This is a genomic window from Hymenobacter cavernae (assembly GCF_014641455.1).
Lineage (GTDB): Bacteria > Bacteroidota > Bacteroidia > Cytophagales > Hymenobacteraceae > Hymenobacter > Hymenobacter cavernae.
On sequence record NZ_BMHT01000004.1, the window covers coordinates 530,269 to 556,396 of the forward strand.

24 protein-coding genes and 1 other RNA gene are annotated in these 26,128 nt (G+C 56.4%); 14 read left to right on the forward strand and 11 right to left on the reverse strand.

Annotation, left to right across the window (positions count from 1 at the left end; translation table 11 throughout):
• Positions 1 to 284 precede the first annotated feature (284 nt).
• The gene (gene hemL, locus IEX74_RS13190; RefSeq protein WP_188814448.1) at positions 285 to 1,613 is read right to left on the reverse strand and encodes a glutamate-1-semialdehyde 2,1-aminomutase; all 1,329 of its coding nucleotides are present in this window, start codon (positions 1,611 to 1,613) and stop codon (positions 285 to 287) included.
• 118 nt (positions 1,614 to 1,731) lie between these two features.
• A complete protein-coding gene (locus IEX74_RS13195; RefSeq protein ID WP_188814449.1) occupies positions 1,732 to 3,789 on the reverse strand; it encodes an ABC transporter substrate-binding protein in 2,058 nt (685 codons plus the stop codon).
• A gap of 203 nt (positions 3,790 to 3,992) precedes the next feature.
• On the opposite strand from IEX74_RS13195, the gene IEX74_RS13200 reads away from it, so the two are divergent.
• Positions 3,993 to 4,676: a DUF1361 domain-containing protein gene (locus IEX74_RS13200; protein ID WP_188814450.1), complete on the forward strand. Its 684-nt coding sequence runs from the start codon at positions 3,993 to 3,995 to the stop codon at positions 4,674 to 4,676.
• A gap of 235 nt (positions 4,677 to 4,911) precedes the next feature.
• Here the strand turns inward: IEX74_RS13200 and guaA are convergent, their stop codons facing one another.
• Complete coding sequence (gene guaA / locus IEX74_RS13205) at positions 4,912 to 6,444, reverse strand: glutamine-hydrolyzing GMP synthase (RefSeq protein ID WP_188814451.1); 1,533 nt, start codon at positions 6,442 to 6,444, stop codon at positions 4,912 to 4,914.
• Between the two features lie 352 nt (positions 6,445 to 6,796).
• Here guaA and IEX74_RS13210 point away from each other — a divergent pair, with 352 nt between their 5' ends.
• From IEX74_RS13210 to IEX74_RS13235, 6 genes are all read left to right on the forward strand, one after another.
• Positions 6,797 to 7,168, forward strand: coding sequence for a carboxypeptidase-like regulatory domain-containing protein (locus IEX74_RS13210; RefSeq protein ID WP_188814452.1), 372 nt, complete (start codon positions 6,797 to 6,799; stop codon positions 7,166 to 7,168).
• A gap of 210 nt (positions 7,169 to 7,378) precedes the next feature.
• Positions 7,379 to 7,475: signal recognition particle sRNA small type (gene ffs, locus IEX74_RS13215), an RNA gene on the forward strand.
• Positions 7,476 to 7,557: 82 nt separating this feature from the next.
• The gene (gene fsa / locus IEX74_RS13220) at positions 7,558 to 8,214 is read left to right on the forward strand and encodes a fructose-6-phosphate aldolase (RefSeq protein WP_188814453.1); all 657 of its coding nucleotides are present in this window, start codon (positions 7,558 to 7,560) and stop codon (positions 8,212 to 8,214) included.
• A 112-nt stretch (positions 8,215 to 8,326) separates the two neighbouring features.
• Positions 8,327 to 8,530 carry a fructose-6-phosphate aldolase gene (locus IEX74_RS13225; RefSeq protein ID WP_188814454.1) on the forward strand — a complete coding sequence of 68 codons (204 nt, stop codon included), beginning with the start codon at positions 8,327 to 8,329 and terminating at the stop codon, positions 8,528 to 8,530.
• Positions 8,531 to 8,573: 43 nt separating this feature from the next.
• Entirely contained in the window at positions 8,574 to 9,272 is a 699-nt protein-coding gene (locus tag IEX74_RS13230) for a cell division ATP-binding protein FtsE (RefSeq protein ID WP_188814455.1), read from the forward strand.
• Between the two features lie 127 nt (positions 9,273 to 9,399).
• On the forward strand, positions 9,400 to 10,308 hold the full coding sequence (locus IEX74_RS13235; protein WP_188814456.1) for a glycosyltransferase family 2 protein: 909 nt from the start codon (positions 9,400 to 9,402) through the stop codon (positions 10,306 to 10,308).
• An 81-nt stretch (positions 10,309 to 10,389) separates the two neighbouring features.
• Here IEX74_RS13235 and IEX74_RS13240 read toward each other — a convergent pair whose 3' ends face one another.
• Positions 10,390 to 11,331, reverse strand: coding sequence for a DUF6565 domain-containing protein (locus tag IEX74_RS13240; protein ID WP_188814457.1), 942 nt, complete (start codon positions 11,329 to 11,331; stop codon positions 10,390 to 10,392).
• Between the two features lie 158 nt (positions 11,332 to 11,489).
• On the opposite strand from IEX74_RS13240, the gene IEX74_RS13245 reads away from it, so the two are divergent.
• The 7 genes from IEX74_RS13245 to IEX74_RS13275 all read left to right on the forward strand — a co-directional run bounded on the left by IEX74_RS13245 (position 11,490) and on the right by IEX74_RS13275 (position 17,777).
• Positions 11,490 to 12,659: a DegT/DnrJ/EryC1/StrS family aminotransferase gene (locus tag IEX74_RS13245; protein WP_229755274.1), complete on the forward strand. Its 1,170-nt coding sequence runs from the start codon at positions 11,490 to 11,492 to the stop codon at positions 12,657 to 12,659.
• Positions 12,656 to 13,792: a Gfo/Idh/MocA family protein gene (locus IEX74_RS13250; RefSeq protein WP_188814458.1), complete on the forward strand. Its 1,137-nt coding sequence runs from the start codon at positions 12,656 to 12,658 to the stop codon at positions 13,790 to 13,792. The genes IEX74_RS13245 and IEX74_RS13250 overlap by 4 nt, the downstream gene beginning before the upstream one ends.
• A 98-nt stretch (positions 13,793 to 13,890) precedes the next feature.
• A complete protein-coding gene (locus IEX74_RS13255; protein WP_188814459.1) occupies positions 13,891 to 14,535 on the forward strand; it encodes a hypothetical protein in 645 nt (214 codons plus the stop codon).
• A gap of 102 nt (positions 14,536 to 14,637) precedes the next feature.
• Positions 14,638 to 14,967 (forward strand): nucleotidyltransferase family protein, encoded by a 330-nt coding sequence (locus IEX74_RS13260; RefSeq protein WP_188814460.1) that lies wholly within the window; start codon positions 14,638 to 14,640, stop codon positions 14,965 to 14,967.
• The gene (locus tag IEX74_RS13265; protein WP_188814461.1) at positions 14,936 to 15,280 is read left to right on the forward strand and encodes a HepT-like ribonuclease domain-containing protein; all 345 of its coding nucleotides are present in this window, start codon (positions 14,936 to 14,938) and stop codon (positions 15,278 to 15,280) included. The genes IEX74_RS13260 and IEX74_RS13265 overlap by 32 nt, the downstream gene beginning before the upstream one ends.
• A gap of 16 nt (positions 15,281 to 15,296) precedes the next feature.
• Complete coding sequence (locus tag IEX74_RS13270; RefSeq protein ID WP_188814462.1) at positions 15,297 to 16,043, forward strand: EcsC family protein; 747 nt, start codon at positions 15,297 to 15,299, stop codon at positions 16,041 to 16,043.
• A 252-nt stretch (positions 16,044 to 16,295) separates the two neighbouring features.
• Complete coding sequence (locus IEX74_RS13275) at positions 16,296 to 17,777, forward strand: amino acid permease (protein WP_188814463.1); 1,482 nt, start codon at positions 16,296 to 16,298, stop codon at positions 17,775 to 17,777.
• Positions 17,778 to 17,898: 121 nt separating this feature from the next.
• On the opposite strand, the gene IEX74_RS13280 is transcribed toward IEX74_RS13275, so the two are convergent.
• From IEX74_RS13280 to pseG, 7 genes are all read right to left on the reverse strand, one after another.
• Positions 17,899 to 18,522: a hypothetical protein gene (locus tag IEX74_RS13280; protein WP_188814464.1), complete on the reverse strand. Its 624-nt coding sequence runs from the start codon at positions 18,520 to 18,522 to the stop codon at positions 17,899 to 17,901.
• A 60-nt stretch (positions 18,523 to 18,582) separates the two neighbouring features.
• The gene (locus IEX74_RS13285; protein WP_188814465.1) at positions 18,583 to 20,070 is read right to left on the reverse strand and encodes a lipopolysaccharide biosynthesis protein; all 1,488 of its coding nucleotides are present in this window, start codon (positions 20,068 to 20,070) and stop codon (positions 18,583 to 18,585) included.
• A 69-nt stretch (positions 20,071 to 20,139) separates the two neighbouring features.
• Positions 20,140 to 21,507, reverse strand: coding sequence for a DUF7033 domain-containing protein (locus tag IEX74_RS13290; RefSeq protein ID WP_188814466.1), 1,368 nt, complete (start codon positions 21,505 to 21,507; stop codon positions 20,140 to 20,142).
• A gap of 13 nt (positions 21,508 to 21,520) precedes the next feature.
• Entirely contained in the window at positions 21,521 to 22,816 is a 1,296-nt protein-coding gene (locus tag IEX74_RS13295; protein WP_188814467.1) for a hypothetical protein, read from the reverse strand.
• A gap of 5 nt (positions 22,817 to 22,821) precedes the next feature.
• The gene (gene pseI / locus IEX74_RS13300) at positions 22,822 to 23,865 is read right to left on the reverse strand and encodes a pseudaminic acid synthase (protein WP_188814468.1); all 1,044 of its coding nucleotides are present in this window, start codon (positions 23,863 to 23,865) and stop codon (positions 22,822 to 22,824) included.
• A gap of 48 nt (positions 23,866 to 23,913) precedes the next feature.
• Positions 23,914 to 24,438, reverse strand: coding sequence for a DUF4328 domain-containing protein (locus tag IEX74_RS13305; protein ID WP_188814469.1), 525 nt, complete (start codon positions 24,436 to 24,438; stop codon positions 23,914 to 23,916).
• 201 nt (positions 24,439 to 24,639) lie between these two features.
• Complete coding sequence (gene pseG / locus IEX74_RS13310; RefSeq protein WP_188814470.1) at positions 24,640 to 26,127, reverse strand: UDP-2,4-diacetamido-2,4,6-trideoxy-beta-L-altropyranose hydrolase; 1,488 nt, start codon at positions 26,125 to 26,127, stop codon at positions 24,640 to 24,642.
• Position 26,128 lies beyond the last annotated feature (1 nt).

Here is a 26,128-nt window from a genome sequence, read left to right on the forward strand (position 1 = left end):
CATTCCTGGCCAGGACGTAATCTTCTGTTACCGAGCTTAGAGAATACCTCTACGCCTTGCTCATTGTCTTTCCTGGGGTGCTAGGTCAACGAAAGGTTCATAGCCAGGATACCTAATGTGAATACTGACTTGCGCAAGATGATTGAGACTTGTCAAGCTTTCTTCTGATAAATTCCACTCATCTAAGTTGATAGTTGGTTTCATAATGCTGTAGAAAAGAAAAAAGCCTAGCTCGTCAGCTATTAACTGAAAAGCTAGGCTTCTTTACTTTGAAATCTTACTTCCTACATCCCATGCGCTTCGCGCATGGCCTCACGGCAGGCCGTCAGGTACAGATCTACCAAATCATCCGTAATAGCAGTAGACACGAACAGCGCTTCGTATTGCGCCGGCGCCAGGTAGATGCCGCGGTGCAGCATGCCGCGGAAGTAGCGGCCAAACGCTTCCGTATCAGAGGTCTTCGCGTCTTCCAGGTTGTTCACGGGGCTGGAGGTGAAGAACACGCTGAACATCGAGCCGACCTGGTTGACGGTGTAGTTCAAACCTAGGTCGGCGGCAATCTGGCGGGTGCCGTCGGCGATGCGCGTGGTGATACGGTTCAGCTCGTCGTAGAGGCCGGGATTTTGCTGCAAGTAGCGCAACTGGGCCATGCCGGCGGCCGTGGCAATGGGGTTGCCGGAGAGCGTGCCAGCCTGGTAAACCTTGCCGGCCGGCGCCACGCAATCCATAATGTCGCGGCGACCACCGTAAGCGCCTACTGGCATACCGCCCCCGATGATCTTACCTAGAGTTGTCATGTCGGGGGTGATGCCGAACAGCTCCTGCGCGCCCCCGCGGGCAAGGCGGAAGCCGGTCATTACCTCATCAAAAATCAGGACAATGCCGTACTCCGTGCACAAGTCGCGCAGGCCTTGCAGGTAGCCTTCGGCCGGGGCCACCAGGCCCATGTTGCCCACAACCGGCTCCAGAATCAAGGCCGCAACCTGACCGTGGTTAGCCAGAATGGCTTGACGCGTTGCTTCTAGATCGTTATAAGGCACCGTAATCGTGTCGAGCGCCACGCCCTGCGTCACGCCCGGCGAATCGGGGGTACCTAGGGTAAGCGCACCCGAGCCGGCCGAGATAAGGAAGGAGTCGCCGTGGCCGTGGTAGCAGCCTTCAAACTTGATGATCTTGTCGCGGCCGGTGTAGCCCCGCGCCACCCGAATCGCCGACATCGTCGCCTCCGTGCCGGAGTTCACCAGCCGCACCTTTTCAATACTAGGTACCATCTCCTGAATCAGCTCCGCCATTTCGACCTCGCGGCGCGTGGGCGCCCCGAACGACAACGACCCCTGAATGGCTTCCTGCACGGCATTAAGCACCACTTCCGGCGCGTGACCTAGGATCATCGGCCCCCAGGAGTTGATGAAATCGAGGTAGCGGTTGCCGTCCACATCAGTCAGCCATGCACCCTTCGCCGATTGCATGAACACGGGGTGGCCACCCACCGCCCGGAAAGCCCGCACGGGTGAATTTACACCGCCCGGAATAAGCTCTTTGGCGCGGGTAAAAAGGGCGTCGCTGGTGGTTAGCGTAAGGTCGGGAGCAGTAACAGGATTAGCAGATTCCATGAAGCAAAATGTAGCGCGAAGCTCCAGCTTCGCGTAGCGTTGAACGATAATCGTTGAATCTGTCCTAACGACGACGTTCAACGATGCGCGAAGCTGGAGCTTCGCACTACTGATAAACCTAGCGCAAGCCGACCGGGTTCAGAACTTCCAGCTCTAAATGCTCTAGCTTGGTGAACGGCACGTACTGGTTGTCGTGGGCGCCGGCCGGGTAGCCGATACCCTGAAACAGCGCACCCGACACCGGTCCCGAAGCAGCCAGGTTTTGCTGAAAATTCGGGCCGTATTGGTGCAGCTGCTGGCCAAAATAATAAAGCAGCTCGAAGCCCGTGAAGGCAAACACCGATGGTGGCAGATTCTGCTGCTGCATATACAGCTGGCGGAAGCGGCGCACACCGGGGGCCGTCCGGTCGAGGTACTTGGGATGAATAAAATACACGTCGCGGGCGTCGAGCTGACCTAGGCTCACGCGCGGGTTGTCGAGCCATGAAGCCTCCGTGATAATCGGCACCCGCAGGTTCTGCGTCTGGAGCAGCTTGAGGATGTAGGGGCCGATCTTGCGGCTGTCGGAGGCTACTACCAGGTGCCCGGCGGTCTTCAGGTCTACGTCGGCGAGACTGGCGGGCAACGATTCATCTGTCTCAGAATCAATGCGACGCAGCGTCTGCACCTTGCCGCCCAGCGCCTCATACGTTGTTTTGTACGCCTGCCCGAAAGCGGTTTCGTCTTTGGTGCCTTCGTAAAGCACCACGGCCGTGCGACTCGTGAAGGTGTTGAAGGCAAACTGCGCCGTTTGTTTAGCCTGCGTGGTGGTGCTAGGTTCAAACAGGTAGTGCCAGCCGTTATCCAGCACCAGATCGCCATCCTGCGAAAGCGGGTTGATGCAAATGATCTGCCGCTGCTGGGCGTAGCGTGCCAGGAGCTTACTGCCTGATTTATAGATCGGACCGATGATCATATCCATTGAAGCTAGCTCGGGCAGGGCCAATATCTGCTTGAGCTGGGTGGTGTCGGCGCCGGTGTCGTAAGCGAAGAGCTGCACGGGGCGGCCTTCGCGCTGCAAGGAATCCTGGGCCAGGCGCAGGCCGGCGTACAGGTCCGTCACAAACTGGTTTTTGCGGCGCGTCTCCCAGCTTTTATCCGCAAACTCGAACGGCAGGAGCACGGCCACGTTGTAGCTGCTCTTCTTGGCGGCTTTCGGGCGAGGCGTGTAGCGGGTGCGGTCGAGGCTGAACTGCGTGATGAGCTGGTCGAGCTGGGCTTTGTCGGCGTCGGTGTACCAGCCATCGGTGATGAGCTTGCCGGCGTAGGTGCGCGCCACGGCCGCGTCCTGCGGGTACTTCTGCACCAGGCTCTGAAACAGTACTTTGTCTTTAACGCGCGGCAGATACGTGGCCTTCATGGCAGCGCGTTCGGTTTCCAGCTGGCCCGCCGGAATCTCGGTCAAAGTCTGCAAGGCGTTATCGGCGTCGCTTTGCTCAAACGAAACCTGCCCCTGCAAAAACAGCGCGTCGCTCAGGCCCGGCCACTTCGAGTATTCAGTGCGCAGCAGGTTCAGCATCTGCTCGGCTTCGGCCCACTTCTTCGCCCTGCTCGCCGCCACGGCATACAAATAAGCCGCTTCCGGACCGCGCACAAACTGCATAGCCGGTGGCGTGATAGGCAATAGCTCCTGCAACGCCAGGTCGTAGCGCCCCTGGTCGATAAGGGTTTTACCATTTTGGTAGCGCATGTTTGGGTCGCTCGAACCTAGGTTGGCAGGCAGCGGTGGCTGCGGCTTAGCGGGCGCGGCCGGGCGCGGAGCTGCGGGCTTGGCGGGTGTGGTAGTCGGTGTTGTAGTGGCGCCGGCTTTGGTGGAGGAAGTAGCAGGGGCGGAGCTGGCTTTCGTGGTGGGCGCAGTAGTCGCCGCCTTGCTGCCCGAAGTGGTGGCTGCGGGCGTGGTCGTGGTTTTCGCCGGAGCCGCGGTCTTGGTCGGCGTAGCGGTAGGTTTGGTGCTCGGGCTGGCCGTGGTGGTCGTCTTTGAGGAAGACGGAGCTGCTTTGGAAGCAGCCGGCGCGGTCGTCGTTTTGGGCGGAGTGGCTGCTGGCTTGGTCGTGGCTTGCTGAGCAAAGACGGGCGCAGTGACCAGCCATAAGCCAAAAAGTCCGGTGGGCAGGCAGAGACGGGAGAGAAGCCTCATAGAAGAGGGAAAGGTTGATTAGGGCAAAAAACAGCTGACGCGGCAACCGCGCCGTTCATTCTGGCAAAGGTACGCAGGAACGGCCGGGAAGACTGACGCCGTGCGTTCACCGATTACGTACTATCTTGCTTAGCAGCAAATACTACCTGATCCGCGTACGTGTACCGGTGCCTTTCGTATACGTTGCTAACCCATCGCTGCTGATGCCTACTTCACTGCCTCTTATTGCCACGCGCCAACGGCTTAGTCTGATGCTGGTGCTGGGTGCCTCGCTCGCGCTCAGTCTGGCCCTGATCACGGCGCGCGTTTTTGTCACCCATCAGCTCACGTTTGTCTTTCTGCTCTGGAATTTGTTTCTGGCGCTTATTCCGTTCGGCCTCAGCATGATGCTAGGTTTGGCGGTGGGGCCGCTGCGACGCGGCCTGCTGCTGCCGGTGGGGGCGGTGTGGCTGCTGTTTTTCCCCAACGCACCCTACATTCTCACTGATCTTTTTCACCTAGAGCCGCGTGCCGGCGTACCCTATTGGTACGACCTAGGTCTCATCCTGACCTGCGCCTGGAACGGCCTGATGCTCGCCTACGCCTCATTGCTGGAAATGCAAAGCCTCGTGCGGCGGCGCTTTGGCGTTGGCTTAAGCTGGGCTTTCGTGATGATAGCCTTGGTACTCAGTAGCTTTGGTATTTACTTAGGTCGCTATCTGCGGTGGAACAGCTGGGATGTGCTGACTAACCCGCTCATGCTGTTCTACGACATTCTTCATCGGGTGCTGCACCCGTTCGCCTACCCGCGCACATATGGCGTTACGATGCTGTTTTCGGTGTTTTTGCTGTTGGGTTATATCACCGTGCGGCAGCTCGGCCGGTTGAGTAGCGAAGACCAGAAGTAAGGATGTGGTCTTTATTTAAAATAAACTTTGGAGTGAGTTTTCCGCTCCCGTGGACTTTCGGGTTTTAGAGTAACTCATCTATCATCCTGACGAAGGAAGGACCTAGGGCCAGTTGAACGACAGCCGTAACAACGACTCGTCCAACTAGCCCTAGGTCCCTCCTTCGTCAGGATGACAGACGTTGTTGATTGTGGCAATGCACTTTCACTCAGTCACTCAGCCGCTCAGTTACTCTTTATTCCCACTCAATCGTTGCGGGTGGCTTAGAAGAAATGTCGTACACCACGCGGTTGATGCCGCGCACCTGGTTGATGATCTTATTAGAAATGTGCGCCAGGAACTGGTAGGGGAGGTGCGCCCAGTCGGCCGTCATGCCGTCTACGCTGGTTACGGCGCGGAGCGCTACTACTTGCTCATACGTGCGCTCGTCGCCCATCACGCCCACGCTGTGAATGGGTAGCAGCATCACCCCGGCCTGCCACACTTCATTATAAAGGTCAAACTCGCGCAGACCGTCGATGAAAATAGCGTCGGCGCGTTGCAGAATCTGTACGCGCTCCGGCGTTACTTCTCCCAGAATGCGAATAGCCAGGCCCGGACCAGGAAAAGGGTGGCGGTGCAGAATGTTGTGGGGCAAACCTAGGGCGTCGCCCACCTCGCGCACTTCGTCCTTGAAGAGCGCCCGCAGCGGCTCCACCACCTTCAGATTCATGAGCTCAGGCAGACCGCCCACGTTATGATGGCTCTTGATCGTCACGGCCGGCCCTTTCACCGATACCGACTCAATCACGTCGGGGTAGATGGTGCCCTGCGCAAGCCAGTTGGCTCCGTCCACTTTGTGCGCTTCCCGGTCGAATACTTCAATAAACGTGCGGCCGATAGCTTTACGCTTCTTCTCCGGATCGGTATGGCCCGCCAATGCCGCATAGAATTCCTGCGAGGCATTTACCCCACGCACGTTCAAACCTAGCTCCTTGTACGATTCCAGCACGCCTTCGTACTCGTCTTTTCTCAGCAGACCATTATCCACGAAAATGCCGTGCAGACGCGGCCCGATGGCGCGGTGCAGTAGCAGCGCCGCCACACTCGAATCCACGCCGCCCGATAAACCTAGGATTACCTGGTCATCCGGGCCGATGGTGTTTTGCAGCGTCAGCACCATACTATCCACGAAGTGCTCCGGCGTCCAGCTCTGGTCGCAGCCGCAGATGTTCACTACAAAGTTCTGCATCAGGATCTTGCCTTCCGTCGAGTGTGTCACTTCGGGGTGAAACTGAATGCCGAACGTCGGCTGACCTTCCAGCTCGTAGGCGGCCACCTGCACGTCGGGCGTGCCGGCAATGGTCAGGAAGCCCTCGGGCAGCGTCTTGATTGTGTCGCCGTGCGACATCCACACTTGCGTGCCCGGCCTGAGGCCGTGCAGCAGCGGGTGGTGCTGATTGATGTGCGTCAGGTGCGCCCGCCCGTACTCGCGAATGGTCGCCGGCAGCACGTCGCCGCCGCGCTGATGGGCCAGCAGCTGCGCCCCGTAGCACACGCCCAGCACCGGCACCCGACCTAGGTACTGGCTCAGATCAGGGTTGGGCGCTTCCGGGTCGCGCACCGAACACGGCGAGCCCGAAAGCACCACGCCCCGGATGTCCTCAGTGAGGGCCGGGGCGTGCGTGAAGGGATGAATCTCGCAATAAACGTTCAGCTCGCGGATGCGCCGGGCAATGAGCTGCGTGTACTGGGAGCCGAAATCAAGAATCAGAATTTGTTGTGGCATGGGCAAAGGTAGGCAGGGGCGAGGGCAGACGCAAAATTTGGTGAAACGGCTGCCTTGCTGTACCCGCTCCGGAACGATGTTCTGGCAAGTACAACGGTTCGTGCGCGCAGGAAAGTCCTCTATCCAGTAAGAAATAGCATTTATCTTCTTTATTAAGCTGAAAAATTAACATCCCTTATTTCGTGCAATATTTTTGCTAGTCAACAAATTAAGCTCCCTTGTAAATTCTTTGAAAATGCTATATAAAATAGTCTTCTGGCTATTTGGCACACTTATTAATATCCCACTTCCTCACATTCAGCAACCTAGCCTTTCTGCCGTCTTCCCCACCCATTCTTTGCTTACCTGTTTTATGAAAATCTTTGTTTCCTCTTTGATTACGTTGTTCCTGGCATTTGTCGCATTTACCGCACAAGCACAAACAGGCGAGCCGCGCGTGCTGACTGGTAGTGTTCTGAGCGAGATGGGGCAGCCGCTTGCCGGTGCTTCCGTGACAATCGTGGGTGAGAAAAACTCGGCGGTTAGTACCAACTCCGCCGGCGACTATGTGCTCCGTACCACCACTGAAAAGCCCGTCATCCACGTAAGCTACGCCGGCTACGAAGAGGACGAGCAGCCTATGATTGGCAGAGAGCCGCTGACGTTCAGCCTTAAACCCATCGAGAAATACAAAAAGCAGCTGAAGAAGCGCAGCAAAGCCGCTAACAAAGCCTGGCGGAACTAACAAAAGCTAGCTGAAAGCAGAAGCCAACCTAGCTTACTAAAAGCCCCGCTACGTTTGAGTAACGTAGCGGGGCTTTTAGTAAGCTAGGTTGATGTTTTTACAAGCTGCTCGTTAGTAGTTGATTATCATTTGTACAGAAGCAAAAACCGGATTTTTAAAGAAATATCGGCCGAAATGCTTTCATCTTACGATCTGTTTACTACCTTTGCACCGGCGAATCAGTACGACCAGCTCCCGCTGAACTCCCCCAGGACCGGAAGGTAGCAAGGGTAGGTGGTTGAGCGGTGCGATATTGGTTCGCTTTTTTTTGCCCTGTCCCCAACGATAACCCCTTCCGCTTTGCCGGCAAAGGGTTAGCTTTGGGGCATTCTTTTTTAACACAATACCGAATGAAATTCTTCATTGACACCGCCAATCTCAAAGACATTCAGGAAGCCGTAGACCTAGGTGTACTGGATGGCGTGACCACAAACCCCTCGCTGATGGCCAAAGAAGGCATCAAAGGCATGGACAACATTATGACCCACTACCGCCAGATCTGCGAGCTGGTAGATGGCGATGTGTCGGCGGAAGTGATTGGTACTGAATACGCTGATATCATCCGCGAAGGAGAGATGTTTGCCGAGCTGCACCCGAATATCGTGGTGAAGGTGCCCATGACCCGCGACGGCGTGAAGGCCATCAAGTATTTCTCGGAGAAGGGCATCAAAACCAACTGCACGCTGATTTTCTCGGCCGGGCAGGCGCTGCTGGCTGCCAAAGCCGGTGCTACGTACGTGTCGCCTTTCGTGGGTCGTCTGGATGATATCGGGGCTGATGGTATGCTGCTCATCCAGCAGATCGTCGATATTTTCAGCAACTACGGCTACTCCACACAGGTGCTGGCCGCCTCCGTGCGCCACGTGCCGCACCTGATTCAGTGCGCTGAAATCGGCGCCGACGTGGTGACGTGCCCGCTCAACGTAATTACCGGCCTGCTGAACCACCCCTTGACCGACAAAGGCCTCGCCCAGTTCCTGGCCGACCACAAGAAGGTGAATGGCTAATAATATGCTGATTGTTTGATGTGCTCATGTGCTGATTAGGCACCTTCTACAAACGGGTAGACTGAGCGTAATAATCAGCGCATGAGCACATCAACAAATCAATCATCAACCCATGTACATCATCAAGGTAAAAGGCAAAGCCAAGATTCCGGATTACATTCAGCTCCGTGACGAAGCCTTCGTGCTCATCGCCTATTTCCGGGCCGACCGGCCGCTGAAGGATTTGCACCGCTATGGGCTGGAAGGCAAGGAAACAGCGCTGGCTGACGTTATCAGTGGCCTGGAATTTGGCAAATTGCAGAAGCTGGACGTATAGCACCTAGCTCGGCAACGCTTTTGAGCTGCTCCTTTATCTTTCTATGCAACCTTCTGCCCCCGTTATTGAGCTCCACGACGTGTACGTGATGCAGGACGTGAACACCGTGCTGCAAAAAGTGGATTTTACCCTTGAAAAGGGTGAGTTTGCCTACTTGGTCGGGCGTACAGGCTCGGGAAAAAGCTCTCTGCTTAAAACGCTCTACGCCGACTTGCCGCTGGGGAGTGGGGCTGCTACAGTGGTAGGCTACGCCCTACCGAAGCTCGACAACGACAACGTGCCGTACCTGCGCCGCAAGCTAGGTATCATCTTCCAGGATTTTCAGCTGCTCTTCGACCGCAGCGTAGCCGAAAATCTCACGTTTGTGCTCAAAGCGACGGGCTGGAAGGGAAAAGCCAAAATTCAGCAGCGTATTTCAGAGGTACTGATGCGGGTGGGGCTGGCGGGTGCCGCTGGCAAGATGCCGCACCAGCTTTCCGGCGGTGAGCAGCAGCGCGTTGTAATTGCCCGCGCCCTGCTCAACGAGCCGTTGCTGCTGCTGGCCGACGAGCCCACCGGCAACCTGGACCCCGACGTGGCCGATAGTATCATGCGGCTGTTCGTGGAAATCAACAATGCCGGCACGGCAGTGCTTATGGCGACCCACAACTACCAGATCATCAAACAGTACCCAAAACGGGTGCTACAGTGCAAAGATGGACAGCTGCTCGATTCGGCCCGCGCTGGAATTGAACTGAGCTGATGCACGATACTTAGGTGAGGCCAAGGCTGGTATTTCGCGCAGAATGCCTCTTTGTATTATAGTAACTTAGGTTAGCACTGAATTTATACCTTTGCTGGCTCATTGTTCACTGCTAAACGCCCCTCAAATGCCTGGCCTTTCCATTCTGATTCCGGTTTACAACCGCGACGTGAGAGAACTGGTGCAGACGTTACAGGCGCAAGTCGCGGAGTGGCCGGGGGCGGTGGAAATTATTTGCCTGGATGATGGTTCGGAGCAGGCGTTTCGGACCTTGAACCAGACGCTGGCTAGCTTACCCGAGGTGCAGTACGAAGAGCTGCCCCGGAATATTGGCCGCGCTGCTATTCGCAACCGGCTGGCGGCCCGCGCCCAGCACCCGTGGCTGCTGCTGTTGGATAACAACGTGCGGCTGCCTCAGGAAGGATTTCTGGCGCGCTACGCAGCCGCGCTCGACCAGGCACCCGTGCTGGTGGGCGGTACGGCGTACGAACGATACGCGCCCACGCAGCTGCCCTACGTATTGCGTTGGAAATACGGCAGCAGTCGTGAGGCACGGCCTCTTGCTAGCCGCCAACAGGCTGCTTACGAGCATTTTAACCTGAAAAACGTGCTGCTGCGTGCCGATGTACTGCGACAAACGCCTCTGGATGAGCGCCTGACAGGATATGGTCACGAAGATACCCGCTTCGGCTGGGACCTGCGCACGGCCGGTATTCCGGTGCTGCACCTGGATAACCCCGTGCTGCACAGTTTCTTGGAATCAGCGGAGGCTTTCCTGAACAAAACCAGCGAGGGCGTCCGCAACCTGGCTTGGCTGTACCACCAGGATGGCCTAGGTGCCGAAACCCGCTTATTGCGAACAGCGCTGCTGCTGCGGCGCTGGCGGCTGAGTAAAGCCGCCCGAAAGCTTCTGGAGGCGCGGGAGCCACGGATGCGGCGCAATCTGCTGTCGCCCATGCCCAACCTGCGTCAGCTCGATCTGCTTAAGCTTTATTGGCTCCTCACGGAGCTAGCTCGTCTGAACGGACGAGGGTAGGCCACGAACGCAAAAAAGCCGGCGCTGTGAGCAGCCGGCTTTTTTTTGTTGATTCAAAAGGATGAAGGCGTGCCGGACGGTTTAGTCCTTCTTGTCGCCTTTCACTTCCTCTTTCACGTCTTTGAAGGCGCCTTTCACGGCTCCGCCGACTTTTTTGCCGACTTTCTCGGCACCGTTCGCCACGTTTTTAGCGGCGTTGCCTACGTCTTTGCCGGTATTCTGAGCCGATTGCTTCAACTCCACGCCTTCGCCTTTTGCTTTGGCTTCTTCTTTCTTACCCGTTACTAGGTCGCCGACCTGCGAGCCGCGCGCTTCGGCCTTGTCGAACGATTTGAAGGCGGCATATTTCAACTTTTCCTTCGTGATTTCAGCCTTATCTGAGCCACTGATGTTGCCCTTAATCTGGTCGTATTTCGTATCCATGGCGCGCCACTCAGCGTTGATGTTGCGCCAGTCGTCGATGTCGTAACGATCCTCGTTCTGCTTCACGCGTTGCACAAATGCCTCATAGGTAGTGCGGGCGTTAGCGGCCGTCATGGCGGCAGCCGGGGAGCTAGGTTTGTAGTACTTACCTAGCTTGCTGGGGGCGCTGCTAGCCGTTGAGGTTGTGGTAGTTGTCGTCGTCGTGCTGAGCGTGGTGGTGTCGGTAGCGCCGGCACGGTTGCGCCAGGCTTGCTCACGGGCGTCGTAGGCGGTGGTGTAGCGGGCGCGCAACTGTTCCAGCTCGGCACGGCGGGTGTCGTCGTACTTGTCCGCGTCGCGGTCGATGGCAGCTACGGCGGAGTCATAATCGGCCTTGAGCTTGGCGGTTTGCTGGTCGTATTCTTCCTGCGTTTCGTTGGCTACGTCTTTGGCGCTGGCCTCCGTGTTTGCCACGAACGTTTTGAAGTTGTTGTACGCCTCGTCCGTTTCCTGCGAAGCTTCTTTTTTATCAGCTTGCGAACAGCCTGTTTGCGAAAGCGAAACCCCACCAACTGCCAGCAGGAGTGTCAGGGCATTGATAGTCAGGATTTTCTTCAACATAGGTGTAAGGTTTAAAGGGTATGTAAGGCAGGGCGAAAATATGCGGAGCCTTTGCGCTACTTAACGCAAGCTTTCCGCGAGTGGTTACAGTTCAGCTCAGTATGAGGCAGATACGCCAAGGCTTCTATCTTTGGTGTCTGCCTACTACGCCAACGCCCTTGCCGAAACTTCTCACCCCGCCCGCCCCGATCCGGATGCTGGATCTGTCGGCCCAGCACGCCGCTATTCAGCCCGAACTTAACGCCGCTCTGCAAGCGGTACTTACCGAAGCTGCCTTTATTCAGGGCTCTGATGTTCAGCTATTTGCCACAGAGCTGGGCCAGTACCTAGGGGGGGCGCACATCGTGCCCTGCGCCAACGGCACCGATGCCCTCCAGCTGGCCCTGATGAGCCTAAAGCTGCCACCCGGCGCGGAGGTGATTGTGCCCGCCTTCACCTACATCGCCACGGCCGAAGCGGTAGCTATTCTGGGTCTGCGCCCCGTGGTGGTCGACGTGCTGCCCGACACTTTCGGCCTCGACCCGGCGGCAGTAGAAGCTGCTATTACACCGCGCACCGCCGCCATTATGGTGGTACATCTGTTTGGGCAATGCGCTGACTTGGAGACATTAACGGAAGTAGCTGAAAGGCACAACCTAGCTTTGATCGAAGATAACGCGCAGGCTATCGGGGCCACGTTTCAGTTTGCCGACGGCAGCCAGCGCTACGCGGGCACCGTGGGGCACGCGGGTACCACATCGTTTTTTCCGTCCAAAAACCTAGGTGCCCTCGGCGACGGCGGCGCCCTGCTCACCCGCTACGCGGGCACCGCCACGTATCTGCGCCAGCTCGCCAACCACGGTCAAACCCGCAAATACCACCACGAGCACATCGGCCTGAACTCCCGCCTCGATACGCTGCAAGCGGCGCTCCTGCGCGTCAAGCTGCGCCACCTAACTGCCTGGACCGCAGCACGCCAGCAAGTTGCCGCGCACTACGATGCGGTATTAGTCAATATTCCCGAGCTGCAAATTCCGGTGCGCGACCCACGTAGCACTCACGTTTTTCATCAGTACACCATCACCCTGAAAGACGCCGCGCAGCGCGATGCGCTACAGCAGCACTTGCAGCAGCACGGCGTGCCCAGCGTGGTGTACTACCCAGTGCCCACGCATTTGCAGCCGGCTTATCGCTACCTGGGTTACTTGGAAGGGCAGTTTCCGGTGGCGGAGCGTCTGTGCCACACGGTGTTATCGCTGCCTATTCATCCGGCGCTCACGGAAGCGCAACTTGATTACATTGCAGAAGTAGTCCACACTTTCTTCGCCGCACCGTTCCCCTCCGCATGAGTCAGCAGCCTCCTTTCATAACGCTTACCCAGCTTCAGCCGCTCCAGGACGCCGTGGTGGCCGCCAAGCTAGGTCTGGAAAAAATAGACGCGCAATCCGGGCCGAAAACCATAGAGCCCGTCGGAGCGGTTCGCTTTGTTATCTGCGGCGTGGGCCACATCGGGCGGCGGCACGCTACGTTGGTTTCGCGCTACGCCGGCGCCGAGCTAGTGGCCTTGGTTGATACGCGCGCCGAGCTGCAAGCCGAGTTGGAGGCCGAATATGGCGTGCCGTTCTTCGCTTCCCTGGATGACTACCTAGGTCGTGGTCCGGCTGCCGATGTGCTCACCGTAGCCACGCCCAACTACCTGCACGCCGCGCAGGCCGTGGCGGGGCTGCGGCGCGGTTTGCACGTAGTTGTCGAGAAGCCAATTGCCCTGCATAAGGCTGATGCTGAGCAGATTGTACACACGGCGCTGCAAACCGGTCGGCTGGTGTTTGGGGTGATGCAGAACCGCTACTCGCCGCCCGCCGCCTGGCTTAAGCAGGTGTACGACGAAGGAAAGCTAGGTCAGATTTATCTGGTGCAAATCAACTGCTTCTGGAACCGCGATGCGCGCTACTACCGGGCCGGCGGCTGGAAAGGCACGCTCGCCCAGGATGGCGGCACGCTCTTCACGCAGTTCAGCCACTTCGTCGATTTGCTCTACTGGGTGTTCGGCGACATTACCAATATCGCAGCTCGCTTTCGCGACTTCAACCATGAGGGCGTTACGGAGTTTGAGGACAGCGGCCTCGTCACCTTTGATCTGGTGCGCGGCGGCAGCGGCACCTTGCAGTACAGCACCGCCGTGTGGGACCGGAACCTGGAAAGCAGCCTGACGGTGGTGGCCGAGCACGGCAGCCTGCGCATCGGCGGCCAGTATATGGATAAGGTAGAATACTGCCACCTGCGCGACTACACACTGCCCGAGCTAGCCCCCACGAACCCCGCCAACGACTACGGCCCCTACCAGGGCAGCGCCGCCAATCATGTGCAGGTGATTGAAAATGTGGTGGATACGGTGCAGAAACGTAGTAGCGCAACGACGAATGCGCTAGAAGGCTTGAAGGTGGTGGAGATTATTGAGCGGATTTACTCTCTAGCTAGGTGAAAGCCGTGTACATCTCGAATAATTCAAACTGATGGATGCGTTGCATATTAATATTTAAGCTGAGCCTCGATATATTCCTGGCCTAGAGGACTTTCAATATGAAATCAGAATCTATTATCGTTGCGGTTCTATCATTGCTATTGTCTTTTTTGACTGTTTTGTTTACAAACCTATCCTCTATATGGGGAAAGTGGATTGATGCTCAACAGAAGAAAGATGATCATAGATTTTCTATTAGAAATGTATATGTAATAAATAAGATAAGAGCAGGCGAACAGGAGGTTGGTAATCTAATTATATTAATAAACGCTTATGAGGCTTTGGAGACGTATTATAGACACTTTAAAATAGAAGATATACTTGCTGAATCCACCCCATTTGATGTGCAGGAACGTATCAAAAGAGTTAATACCTTTACTGATAAGATTATAGAATCTGCATCAGCTTCTAACAATTATTGCTCTCTGTACTTTGATATCAATCAAGATTCATCAGATGTAGATGCAATTAGCAGCGAACTAACAGAGATTCGTGATTCTATAGATAATTTATCTGATAATATTAAAAAGGAGCATGGATTGTACCAAGAAGTTGAAATTCAGAGTGAGGGCAGGGTAAATTATGCAGATCAATTAAAGTTGGAAATAGAAAAATACTTAGATAAAAGTAAAATTGTGAAAGATTTTTATCACAGAAGAATCTTGATAATTCGTGAAGAGCTAGCCAAGTACGATATACTATAAATGCAAATGCGGTTTGTTCTTATACTTTAAAGAATGGTATGCAAAGAAGCACTTTGTTGATTGTCTGACTTATAGCGTAATGCAAGATTTATACTACTTCTGATGCTGCCGCTCATCGCCAACGTCGCTTCTCAGCTAGCTGCCCTCTGCCGCACGCGTCAGGTGCAGCAACTATACCTTTTTGGCTCGGCGGCAACGGGTAATTTTCAACCGGCTACCAGTGACCTAGATTTCCTGGTAACGCTTCAATCATTACCGCCATTGGAGCGAGGAGAAGCATTGATGAGCCTATGGACGGAACTAGAAGATTTATTTCAGCGCAAGGTAGATTTACTAACGCCGGAGTCGTTGCGTAATCCATATTTGGTGCAGGAAATTGAACGCACCAAAAAACTAATTTATGACGCAGCACGGCCGGAAATACTTGTTTGATATTCTCCGCGCTATTGAACTGGCAGAAGAATTTGTGCGCGACTTACCAAGCTTTGCTGCCTATCAGGTAGATGCCAAAACGCGAAGTGCCGTTGAACGGCAGCTAGGTATCGTAGGCGAAGCTGTAAACCATCTGCGGCGCGTGTGGCCGGAAGCAGAACTGCCGAATACGAAGCAAATGGTGGATTTTCGCAATAGGCTAATTCATTCTTACGATAACATTGATGATGCTGTCGTGTGGACCATCCTAAAAAAGCATTTGCCCATTTTAAAAGCTGACGTGCAACGCCGCTTAGCTTCGGAAGAGGAGTAGCCGCTATCTTCCGCTCATGACTTCCTACGAACAGCAAGCTGCCGAAGAATTGCGCCAGTGGCAGCAGAAGATGCAGCAGCGCCCTTCCATGCTGGACCGCGTTGCGCGGCGGGTGCAGACGCGCCTCAATGCCTTGCTGCCCGAGAAGCTGCACGCGGCCATCACTACGGCCATCAAGCAGATGGTGCGCGGCGTGCTGTTCGGGTCCATGCACACCACGCGTAAGCCGCTGCTCGAAGCCAGCCTGGAACAGCGCGAAACAGCCGTGCGCGCCCACGTGCGTGACTACCGCACGATGGCCGCCGCCGAAGGCGCCGTAACGGGTGCCGGTGGCTTCCTGTTTGGGCTGGCCGATTTCCCGTTGCTGCTGGGGCTGAAGCTCAAGCTCCTCTTCGACGTGGCCTCTGTTTACGGCTATGATGTGAAGGACTATACCGAGCGCCTCTACCTGCTGCATGTGTTTCAGCTGGCGTTCAGCAGCCAGCACACCCGCAACGACGTGTACCGCCGCCTGGCCGATTGGGAAGCCTACCGCCACACCCTGCCCACCGATGTGCACGAGTTCGATTGGCGCACCTTCCAGCAGGAGTACCGCGACTACATCGATTTGGCGAAGCTAGCCCAACTGGTGCCCGTAATCGGGGCGGCAGTGGGCGCGGTAGCCAACTACCGCCTCATCGAGCAGCTCGGCAACACGGCCATGAATTGCTACCGGATGCGCCACCAATCGGCAGCAGGTAAGCTTCTGTTTACCAATTTATAAGCTGTTAATTGTCATTCCGGGCAGCGCGAGGAATCTGAGTTGAGACCTAGGTTTTAAACCCAGATTCCTCGCGCTGCTCGGAATGACAATTCTGCTGGCTTTTTCAATCGGGCTGACCTAGGCTGCCTAACAACTCCGGCTACTTCGTGGTTGTCGGGTACTCCAAAACTTGCTTTACCCCGTAGAAGGTCCGGCTGCCAAGGCACCATAGGCTTTCTTTGCAAACTTGATGAAGTAGTATTTACTCTTTTTATGCTTAAAAAATCACTCGAACTTCTACACCAGGAAGCAGCCGAAACCGGCGCTAACACGCTGAAACGCAGCCTGGGCGGCCTCAATCTTATTGCAATCGGTATCGGAGTGATTATCGGGGCGGGGCTGTTTTCGCTCACCGGCATTGCGGCGGCCAACCACTCCGGGCCAGCCGTGACGCTGTCGTTTGTAGTGGCGGCGGTGGGCTGTGCGTTTTCGGCGCTGTGCTACGCCGAATTTGCCTCGATGGTGCCGGTGGCCGGCTCCGCCTACACCTACGCCTACGCTACCCTAGGTGAGCTGTTTGCCTGGATTATTGGCTGGGATTTGGTGCTCGAATACTCGGTGGGCGCGGCCACGGTGGCTATCAGTTGGTCGCAATACCTGGTGCGCTTCCTGAGCAAATACAACCTGCACATTCCACCGCAGCTAGTGGCTTCGCCCTTCGAGACCATCACGCTGGCGAGTGGCGCCCAGGTAACCGGCTTCGTAAATCTGCCCGCTGTTCTGATCGTGCTGGCCATTACGGCTATCATCATCCGGGGCACGCAAGGCTCAGCCATCTTCAATGCCATTGTGGTGGCGCTCAAGGTGTTAGTCGTGCTGGTGTTCATTGCCCTAGGTTGGCGATACATTGACCCGGCTAACTACCAACCCTATATTCCAGCCAACACCGGCAACTTCGGGGAGTTTGGTTGGAGCGGCATCTTACGCGGGGCGGGCGTCGTGTTCTTCGTGTTTATCGGGTTCGACATTGTGGCCACCATGGCGCAGGAAACCAAGAATCCGCAGCGCAACATGCCCATCGGTATCATCGGCTCGCTGCTGATTTGTACGGTGCTGTTCGTCCTTTTTGGGCACGTAATGACGGGCCTAGCCAATTATACGGAGTTCAAAAACAGCGCCGCGCCGGTGGCTATTGCCATCGAGAAAACGCCGTACGCGTGGCTGAGCCAAGCCATCATCATTGCCATTCTGATCGGCTACACGTCCGTGATTCTGGTGGATTTGCTGGGCCAAAGCCGCGTGTTCTTCACCATGTCGCGCGACGGATTGCTGCCGGGCGTGTTCTCGCAGGTGCACCCGCGCTTCCAGACGCCGCACAAATCCAATCTCTTGCTAGGCGTGTTTATCAGCCTATTTGCAGGGCTGGTGCCCATCAGCGTGGTGGGTGAAATGACGAGCATCGGTACGCTGCTGGCCTTCGTGATGGTGTGCATCGGCATCCTCATTTTGCGCAAGCGCGAGCCCAACACGCCCCGGCCGTTCCGCACGCCGTGGGTGCCGGTGGTGCCCATCCTAGGTATCCTGACGTGCCTGGTAATGATGGTGTCATTGCCAAAAGACACCTGGATTCGGCTGTTCGTGTGGCTGGCTATCGGCCTAGTGATTTACTTCGCTTACGGTAAGAAGCACAGCAAATTAGCCCAAGGGCAGGTGGCGGATGCCGGCATAGAGCCGCAAGGCACGCGGATGCAGTAAGGGTGTTGGTACCTAGGTGCTAGCTAGCCTAGCTTGGTCGGATTATAAATCCGGCCAAGCAACGACCTCTGTCGAACAAAGTCGAACAAATATGTAATATGGTCGACAGAAGTTGCTGATGTTATTGAGTTGGAATTTCCCTGCTTGACTCCTGCACAGCTAATGTATCGCCCGCTTTGACGCTTGCAATAGTAGCTTCCTTGAACTCGTTAAAAACCCTTCCAGACTTGTCGGAATACCTGTTATTTCCAGGAAGAGCCTGTTTGAAGCGGTAGTGTAACACGGCAAGGCGAATGTTGTTGCCTGCATTGTAGCCTACTACTACATGCTGAGCTACATAGCTATATGATAAATAATCAGGAACGGGAAGTAGTGGTGAAGTATACTTGAGCATCAGCCGGAAAAAATCGTTACGATCTGCGACCGGCATCATGAAAGGCGAATAGAATAGATATTGGTCTTTATTTCTACTTACGGAATAGCGTATGATGTTCGTGCCAATTAGAACTGTATCTGGTTTGACAAACCGGATAACATCGTCTGCGCTAAGGGTAGTAGTGGGTAGTACGAAGGAAACGCTTGATTGCTGGATAAAACGGTTCTTTACGGCTTCATCTTTAATCTCTTTACCATTCGTAAAAACACGCTGCCTGATTTTAGACGTGGGATTTTGCTCATCTTTTTTACAGGCTGATAAGCCGATAAGTGTTAGTAATAGAAGTGAAGTTGAATAAGCCCGCATCATATAAAAGACTTTACCAGTTTAGACGTAAAGTAATACATTAATAGTATATAGCAGGTCGTCTTAATTCTGCTTAAAACGGAATTTACGACCTAGGTTCTGCACAATCGTATTCACCTCCGGTACGGCCCGCGTCAGTAGGAGCACGGCGCCGTACACGGCCGTCAGTACCGCCGAACGGATGAGCATGGTGATGAGCAGCGAATGCACCATTGGCACCAGCCACGCGGCCAGTGCGGCGGCGGCGGCAATGCCCAGCACCAGCGGAATGCGCCAGGTGAACGGCTGAAGCCGGTAGCTGTACCACACAAACCACGTTCGGGCCACGTTGATGCTTACCTGCGCAATGACGGCCGCTACCGCTGCTCCGCTGATACCTAGCTTTGGAATCAGAAACCAGTTCAGCGCGACGGTGAGAATGGACAGGGAGACATTGAAAATCAGGTCGTAGCGGTAGCGCGGAGAGGTGACGACGATGAGGCCATTCACGCCGGTGATGCTGTCGAAGAGGCGGCTACCGAGCAGCAGCAGTACCACGAAGATGCCCTCGGCATAGCGTGATTTCATCAGCGAGTAGATGAAATCGATGTTCAGACCGATGCCCAAGGCTAGGTAGCAGCCGATTACCGTGTTGAGCAGCGTGGTGCGGCGGTAGAAGTCGGCCATGCGCGGCATGTCCTGCTGCTTCCAGTAGTCGGCCAGCAGCGGGAAGGCAATCTTATTGAGCGAGCGGGCCGGAATCGCCAGCGCCGTGCTGATGTTGGCCGCCACCCCGTAGATGCCCGCCGCGGCCAGGTTTACCTGCGCGCCCACCATCAGCGTATCGATGTACATGATGATACTGCCCGATAAGCTGCCGAGCAGCGTGAAGCCGCCTACGCTCAACAGCTCGCGCAAGGGGCGAATGCGGAACGCGGCGCGGGTGGGGCGTACGTGCAGTTCTTTAATGTAAGTCAGGTAGCCCGTCAGCAGGAGCGAGATAGTGCCGTTTACGCCCACAAACCACAGCACGTAGCCGCTGAAGGTGAGGGTGCCGTGCGCGTAGAGCAACGCCCCGGCCACGATCAGCAGCCGCTGCACGACATCCTGAATAAAGGAGGAAAACGCCGTGTGGTACAGCGCTTTAAGGTAGGCGTCCTGCAACGAATAGAGCAGCATGAACAGCGCCAGCACCGCGCCCCAGGCGTAGTAGGGTTGGAGCAGCGCGGCATCGTCGGCGTACCAATGCAGCATCAGAGGCTCGCCCACGAAGTACAGCACCGTCACGACCGCAAAACCGAGCAGCGGCACGCCAATCAGCAGCGGCAGAAAGCCGTGGTGGCCTACCTCGCGGTTGCGGAAATACGGGAAAAAGCGGATGCCTACGCTCGCAAACCCTAAAGCCGCAATCTGGGCGTACACCATGGCGATGGTGCTCAGCGTAGCCGTAAGACCTAGCTGTTGCGGCTCCAGAAAGTTTGGCAGCACCAAGGTCGTATTCACGAAACCTAGGCCCAGGCCGATGTAGGAAATAATAGTATTGCGCAGCCCTTGCCGCCGAACGATGCCCAAAGTGGTGAGATGGTAAGGTGGTGAGGTGGTGAGGTGGTGTTCAGGCTAATGCACTGCAAACTCACTATTTCACCAGCTCACCATTTCACAGATGTCCCGGCCGGTCACGAATGCCGCGCCTCGGCCACGAAGGTACTCCATTAGTGCTCGAAACTGCTCCGGACCATTGCGGGTGTTGGCTGGGTCGAAGTTCTCGTTGTGCCACAGCACCGTGCACACGCCGCCGAATCGTTCGATTTCCTGGAACATTGGCGTGAGGGCAGGCAGGATTTCGTCGGGAGCCAGCTGTAGGTAGTTGGGGTGATGCAGCGTGGCGTCCATCACGTTGAGCGGTATTTCGAGGAAGCTGGCAACGTGACCATTAAGGAAAAGGAACGGCTGAAAAGGCAGGCAGTAGGAGTTCCGAAAACCGAAGTGTTCGGCGAAACCTAGGGTTGTATCGAAGCGAAACATCAGGCTACTCACGATAACGGGCGTAATGCGTGGCTCCCATTGCAAATAGTGAAACCGGATACCCGCAACCTGGCCTTTGATGCAACGCTGAAGTCGATGCTCTTCCTCTTTCAAATTGCCTCCGTGTACTGCTGTGCCAATACTTCCATGCAGTCCAGCTTCAGAATCGCCAATTGCTGCTATAGCTTTCGCACATATCCTACTCAGTTTGTAATCGGCATTCGGTGTGCCATTAGCACTTTTACTCTGCTCAGGAAGGAAGAAGAACGTGCTCTTCGCGCCGTAGCTGGCTACTGTTTGCTGTACTTCGGCCAGGTTGTCCCAGGCGTCGTGTCGGGTGAAATGCTGCCATAGTCGTTGCCCAAAACCTAGCCAGTCGCGGCGGAGCAAAGCTGCTTTAGCAGGCGCTTTCCAGGCGCTGAATAGGTTGTCAATGTCGTGGGTGACGAAGACCGCAAACGGCGCATCAGCAGCCCACTGAAGCGGCTTTAGGGCGCGACCTGTCACATGCTCAACGGCCGCGCGGAGAATGTCGAAGTAATAATTTACCACCGGCACCGCCACGAAGCCGTAACGGTGCTGCACGCTGGCGCTGAACGGAAAGCGCCCGTGTCGGTCGCGCTCCTCGCAGAAGTATTCCTGCCAGCCGCTGAGCAGGTAAAACGCCGCCGAAATAAGATCTGAGTTGATAATGGCTTGGTTATCAACTAACTCAAGCAGCGGTTTATCGGAAGCTAGGTCGAAGAAGAACGGTAGCCGCCGGCCTTGCCACTCGCGCCAGCTCGGTGCGGGAGGGTAGGGAAGTTGCCGCTCAAAAAAGTCACCGGCGCCATCGGCTACTTCCACCTGCGGTTGTTGGCCGGCGTAGCCAATTGGAACCGCATCGGCGCCAGCATAGGCTAGTCGGAAGTGGTGCAGCACATAGGCTAGTCGCGTTTCGGCGGAAACGGCAGCGGCAGAAACCTTGGGCAGAACAGTAGCCATACCGGCGAAGATACTAAGCGCGAGTCGCCAACCACTCCCGCAGCTCCCGCAAGGCGCGCTCCTGGCTATGGCCTTCATCCGCAGTACCTAGGGTAGCATTGTAGTAAGCCGCCCGCCGGAATAAATCAACGGGCTTCTGCGCCTGGTAACGCCGCAGCAACGCGCTGACTTCCAGTAGGGTATCAGCCCGCTCAATCAGGCCGTGCGCCACGTAGCCGTAGTAGTCATCGGTGCCGCTGTGCGTGTTGAAGCGGTAGTAAATACTAGCTACGTTCAGCAAGGTAGCCTCTAGGTGCGTGGACGTATCGGCAGCAATCAGCGCATCCTGGTGCAGCAAAAATTCAAATACGTTCTGCTGGCGGGCGTTGGAAAACTGCAACCCAGGGTGTCGTTGAAGCAAAAACGAGAAGTCGCGCAAGTCGCCGGGGTGGGCGCGGAACGTGACGGTGAGCGTCGGAAATTCCTGGTGTAGGTGCCCCACCAACTCCGCAAGCGCCGCCGAATCGTCGAGGATGTTGGCGGCAATACCTAGGTGCTGCACGGTGGGGTTCAGGTTGCGCTGTTTCAAAAAGGCGTCGGCTTTCGGCATTCCAACTAACTCCACCCAGCCAGCTACGGGCCCGCATTGCCGGTACTTATCCAGCGCGTCCTGACCTTCCAGCAAGCTCAAATCGAAGCCCAAAGGCGGAAAGTGCGTGCTCACGCTAGCGTGCTGCACGTAGGCAGTCGGTACGCCGCAAGTGCGGGCGGCCAGGAGCAAGGCGCGGGCGTCGTCGTTGTGGTCGTTGGCAAAGAGGATAGCTCTGGGTTGGTAATGGCGGAGCGCCCGACAATACACTTCGTAGTAGCCAATGGCATTGAAAATCAGATCAAAAAAACGCCAAGCCCGGTGTCCTTCACTACGAAGTAAGCTGGTTAATACAACCGGAAAATGCCAATAGTAAAGCAGCTTCCGCCGCAGTGAAAGCCGGTTCACCACGTTGTTGTAGCGCCCGATCTGCTTGCTCTGCCCGGCCACCATGACGCTACCCGGCAGGCCTTCTTTCACAAAATTCAGTGCCTCGTAGTTGTTCTGGCTCACCACGTACAGCCACACCGCGCCACCTAGGTTTTCTGGGTTGCGAATGGGCTGAAAGATATTGCCGACCAGTCGTAAGCCCGTGTAGCCGAGTACCTTCAGCAGCCGCCGCGCCGCGCTGGCCGGCGAAATAGCGGCGAGCGTGCGCGGCGGCAGCGAGGCAAACAGATCCGTGAACCGTAGCTGTAGAATGTCGCGGGTGCGGCTTACCAAATCAGCCAAATACGACATAGCGGCTACAGCATCTCCCAGGTGAGCGGTGTGCCCGCGAGCAGGTTCTGGCGGGCCGGCTTACCTAGCAGCGGCTCGTAGTAGCGCGGCGGCAGACCTAGGCCCGGTCGCACCACCCGGATGTTCTCCGTCGTGAACGGCTCCCCGGCTTGGATATCCTGCGCCACGTAGATGGAGCGCTTGTAGAGGCGACTTTTTTCCTCGGCGCGCTGTACGCCGTATTGTATCTGCCCAAGCGCCTGCCAGGCCCGCTCGGTTTCGGTGACGAGCGCCGCAACCTCCTCAGGTTCAAGCGAAAAAGCCGAATCCACGCCGCCGTCAGCCCGGCGCAGCGTTACGTGTTTCTCAATCACGCAGGCACCCAAGGCTACGGCCGCTACGGCCGCGCCCACGCCCATTGTGTGGTCGGAGAGGCCGATGGGCGACTCGGGGAAGAGCTGCGCAAAGTGTGGAATGGTGCGCAGATTGGTGTTTTGAGGCGTAGCGGGGTAGGTGCTGGTGCATTTGAGCAGCACCAGATCTTTACAGCCCGCTTCGCGCAATACGGCTACAGCTTCGGCTACTTCGGCCAGGGTGCTGGCGCCGGTGCTCATAATCACGGGCTTACCCGTGGCAGCTACCCGGCGCAGCAAGGGCCAGTCGGTATTTTCGAAAGAGGCAATCTTGTAAGCGGGCACGTCGAGTGTTTCCAGGAAATCCACCGCCGACTCATCGAAAGGCGAGCTAAAAGCGAGCATGCCGTGGCTCTTGGCGCGCTCAAACAACGGCTGGTGCCAGTCCCAGGGCGTGTAGGCTTCCTGGTAAAGCTCGTGCAGCTCGCGGCCGTACCAAAGGGAGTTGGGGTCGTCGATGCGGTAGGCGCCGGGCAGCGTCATTGTGTCGGCGGTATAGGTCTGGAGCTTGATGGCGTGGGCGCCAGCCGCAGCTACCGCATCCACGATAGCCAGGCCGCGCTCCAGATCCTGGTTGTGGTTGCCGCTGAGTTCAGCAATAATAAACGGCGGCTGGTCGGGGCCAATAAGGCGGGAGCCGATGGAAAAGGTAGACATACTGCAAAGAAACGAAGAGCCAGCAAACAGCAGGGCTCAACGACCTGCTCAGTAGTAGAGTTCCTCTTCCGTAGCACCTAGGTCGACGGGCTCGGGCGCCGGACCACCGATTGTTTCGACTTGTTGGCGCAAGGCTAGCTGCTGCTCAAAATCACTGACCCGCCGAATTACAGCAATGGTGAGTAGGGCGGAGATGATAGTTAAGCCATAGTCAATTAAATCCGCAATAATGGCATTCTGCAACTGGACCAGCGTTTCCGGATTAGCTGTAATACGAGAGGAGATATTAGCTACGAAAGCCCTCACCAAGAATGCGGCCCACCACCAATATAAAAGCTTATGTGGCTGCACGGCATCGCAGGCAAGTAGCTGTGTGTTGCGCCAGATCTCGCGCATGATGGTATAAGGCCGCCGTAAGTTCATGTACGGAACAAACCAAGCGCCAGCAGCCCATTTCTCTTCATGCTCTATCACGAGGCCCACGCGTTCCAGATTTGCATAAGCTCTTCGGAACCAACGAATAAAGTACACGACAGAAATAACCAGCAGCGCAAGCTGGAGCAAGGTTATCACACTGGCAGCAAGAGTTATGACGGGGTAAAATTCGGAAGAATCCAGTAGTGCCAGGTGAATAAAACTGAAAATAATACTCGCGCTAGCAAGCAGAATGACACACCAGAAAACAGCCAACCCCTGTCGCGCCCGCTCAGAATTATCAAGCAACATAAAATTTAACTTTTCTTATTGAGTATATTTTCTCAAAGAAAGTTAAACCTAGGCTGCTTCCCAAGAAAAAGTAAGCGAATCGGCTACTTGCGTCTCGGGAAAAGATAAATTATGAAAACCAGCCCGCTCAAACGCTCGGATCGAAGCTAGGTTAACTGTTTGCACATGACCCAGCACACGCCGTACGGTCGGGAACTGCTGCAATAACTGCCGCGTACCACTTACCAGCAGCCCGGAAGCCAAGCCCCGGCCCCGGTAGTCGCTAGCGAGCAGGTAGCTCAACGTAGCTTCGGTGTCGGCTACGCTGAAGCGGATAAGCCCGGCGGGTTGATGCGTTGCAGGATCTTCGGCAATTACCAAAAATGCGTTCGGGTCACTCAGCCGATCTTGGAACCATTGCTCGTGCTCGGCACGGGTAACGGAATTTGGATTAAAGGAATATTGTCGAACGGCGGGCTCATTGGCCCACTGAAAAAGCTGCTCCGAATCGGCGGCCGTAGCAGGGCGCAGCGTCAGCGAGAAATCGGGGAGCGTGAGGGCGGCAAACTCCTGGCGGAGCCGCTGAGCCGAGCGGCCATCGAAATAACGACGTTGAGTATGGCGCAGCTGCTCCCCAATGCGGCCAGCCTCGGGCGAGGTCAGCACGTTGGCGGCGCTGGCGTAGGGCAGACCTAGGCCCGCCGAGCGCAGAAAGTAATCCAGGTCGTGCTGATTTGTAGCCGTAGGCAGCAGAAACAGCAGCCCGCCGTCAGCGGCGCAGTACTCATAGCTGATGGTGCTGGACGAACACACCGCCGCGCCGCACTGCTGCATGAGCCGACCTAGGTTGGCGGCCGGCAAGTTGCGGTGCAGCGTAAGCCGCGCCTGATCCTGCGCCCAGCTTTGCAGCCCTTCCCAGCCCGCGTAGGCGCTGCCTACTACGGCATGAATATGCTCAGTGGCAGGTAGTTGGAGCAAAGCGGCGGCTACCTGTTGCGTCTGGTGCGTCGGGTCGGCGCCGCCCAGGCAAACCAGGATAGTAGCCGCCGAAGCGGCGCCGGCAGACGATTGGTCTATTTGGCAGAAAGCCGCGCGCAACGGTGCGTAAGCCGGCCCAGCCAGCAGGCGGGCGCCGGGCCGGCGCAGATCGTACTGCTCCCGCGTGACGCCGCCCGCCGGATTCAGCACCAGATCGGCGGCGAAAGGAAAGGCGTGCAGATCATCCAGGCAAATCAGCCGCGCCACCAATGGGCGCACTGCTTCCTGGTAGTTAAGCTCAAATCCGTAGCCATCCAGCACCAACATGTCTGACGGGCGTAGCACGTGCTGCCGAAGCCAGGCCGGTTCGCCGGCGGCTGGTTGCGGCAGCATCTCTATCACTTCCTCGCAAACACTGCGTAGTTGCGCCGCCACCTCAGGGCTAGGTTCCTGAATGACAAAGATGCACGCAAACCGCTCGCGCAGGATTTCGGCCAGGGCGAGCAGCCGCATCACATGACCCAGGCCGATACGCGGATTGCCATCGGCGCGAAAAATGAGGCGCGTGCGCTCTGCCATT

Coding starts and splice junctions, on each gene's coding strand:
- pseI (WP_188814468.1), bottom strand. CDS start 23,865: ATGTCTACCTTTTCCATCGGCTCCCGCCTTATTGGCCCCGACCAGCCG.
- IEX74_RS13265 (WP_188814461.1), top strand. CDS start 14,936: ATGACGCAGCACGGCCGGAAATACTTGTTTGATATTCTCCGCGCTATT.
- IEX74_RS13290 (WP_188814466.1), bottom strand. CDS start 21,507: ATGGCTACTGTTCTGCCCAAGGTTTCTGCCGCTGCCGTTTCCGCCGAA.
- pseG (WP_188814470.1), bottom strand. CDS start 26,127: ATGGCAGAGCGCACGCGCCTCATTTTTCGCGCCGATGGCAATCCGCGT.
- IEX74_RS13225 (WP_188814454.1), top strand. CDS start 8,327: ATGTACATCATCAAGGTAAAAGGCAAAGCCAAGATTCCGGATTACATT.
- IEX74_RS13270 (WP_188814462.1), top strand. CDS start 15,297: ATGACTTCCTACGAACAGCAAGCTGCCGAAGAATTGCGCCAGTGGCAG.
- IEX74_RS13200 (WP_188814450.1), top strand. CDS start 3,993: ATGCCTACTTCACTGCCTCTTATTGCCACGCGCCAACGGCTTAGTCTG.
- fsa (WP_188814453.1), top strand. CDS start 7,558: ATGAAATTCTTCATTGACACCGCCAATCTCAAAGACATTCAGGAAGCC.
- IEX74_RS13280 (WP_188814464.1), bottom strand. CDS start 18,522: ATGATGCGGGCTTATTCAACTTCACTTCTATTACTAACACTTATCGGC.
- IEX74_RS13255 (WP_188814459.1), top strand. CDS start 13,891: ATGAAATCAGAATCTATTATCGTTGCGGTTCTATCATTGCTATTGTCT.
- guaA (WP_188814451.1), bottom strand. CDS start 6,444: ATGCCACAACAAATTCTGATTCTTGATTTCGGCTCCCAGTACACGCAG.
- IEX74_RS13250 (WP_188814458.1), top strand. CDS start 12,656: ATGAGTCAGCAGCCTCCTTTCATAACGCTTACCCAGCTTCAGCCGCTC.
- IEX74_RS13230 (WP_188814455.1), top strand. CDS start 8,574: ATGCAACCTTCTGCCCCCGTTATTGAGCTCCACGACGTGTACGTGATG.
- hemL (WP_188814448.1), bottom strand. CDS start 1,613: ATGGAATCTGCTAATCCTGTTACTGCTCCCGACCTTACGCTAACCACC.
- IEX74_RS13240 (WP_188814457.1), bottom strand. CDS start 11,331: ATGTTGAAGAAAATCCTGACTATCAATGCCCTGACACTCCTGCTGGCA.
- IEX74_RS13210 (WP_188814452.1), top strand. CDS start 6,797: ATGAAAATCTTTGTTTCCTCTTTGATTACGTTGTTCCTGGCATTTGTC.
- IEX74_RS13195 (WP_188814449.1), bottom strand. CDS start 3,789: ATGAGGCTTCTCTCCCGTCTCTGCCTGCCCACCGGACTTTTTGGCTTA.
- IEX74_RS13260 (WP_188814460.1), top strand. CDS start 14,638: ATGCTGCCGCTCATCGCCAACGTCGCTTCTCAGCTAGCTGCCCTCTGC.
- IEX74_RS13275 (WP_188814463.1), top strand. CDS start 16,296: ATGCTTAAAAAATCACTCGAACTTCTACACCAGGAAGCAGCCGAAACC.
- IEX74_RS13235 (WP_188814456.1), top strand. CDS start 9,400: ATGCCTGGCCTTTCCATTCTGATTCCGGTTTACAACCGCGACGTGAGA.
- IEX74_RS13295 (WP_188814467.1), bottom strand. CDS start 22,816: ATGTCGTATTTGGCTGATTTGGTAAGCCGCACCCGCGACATTCTACAG.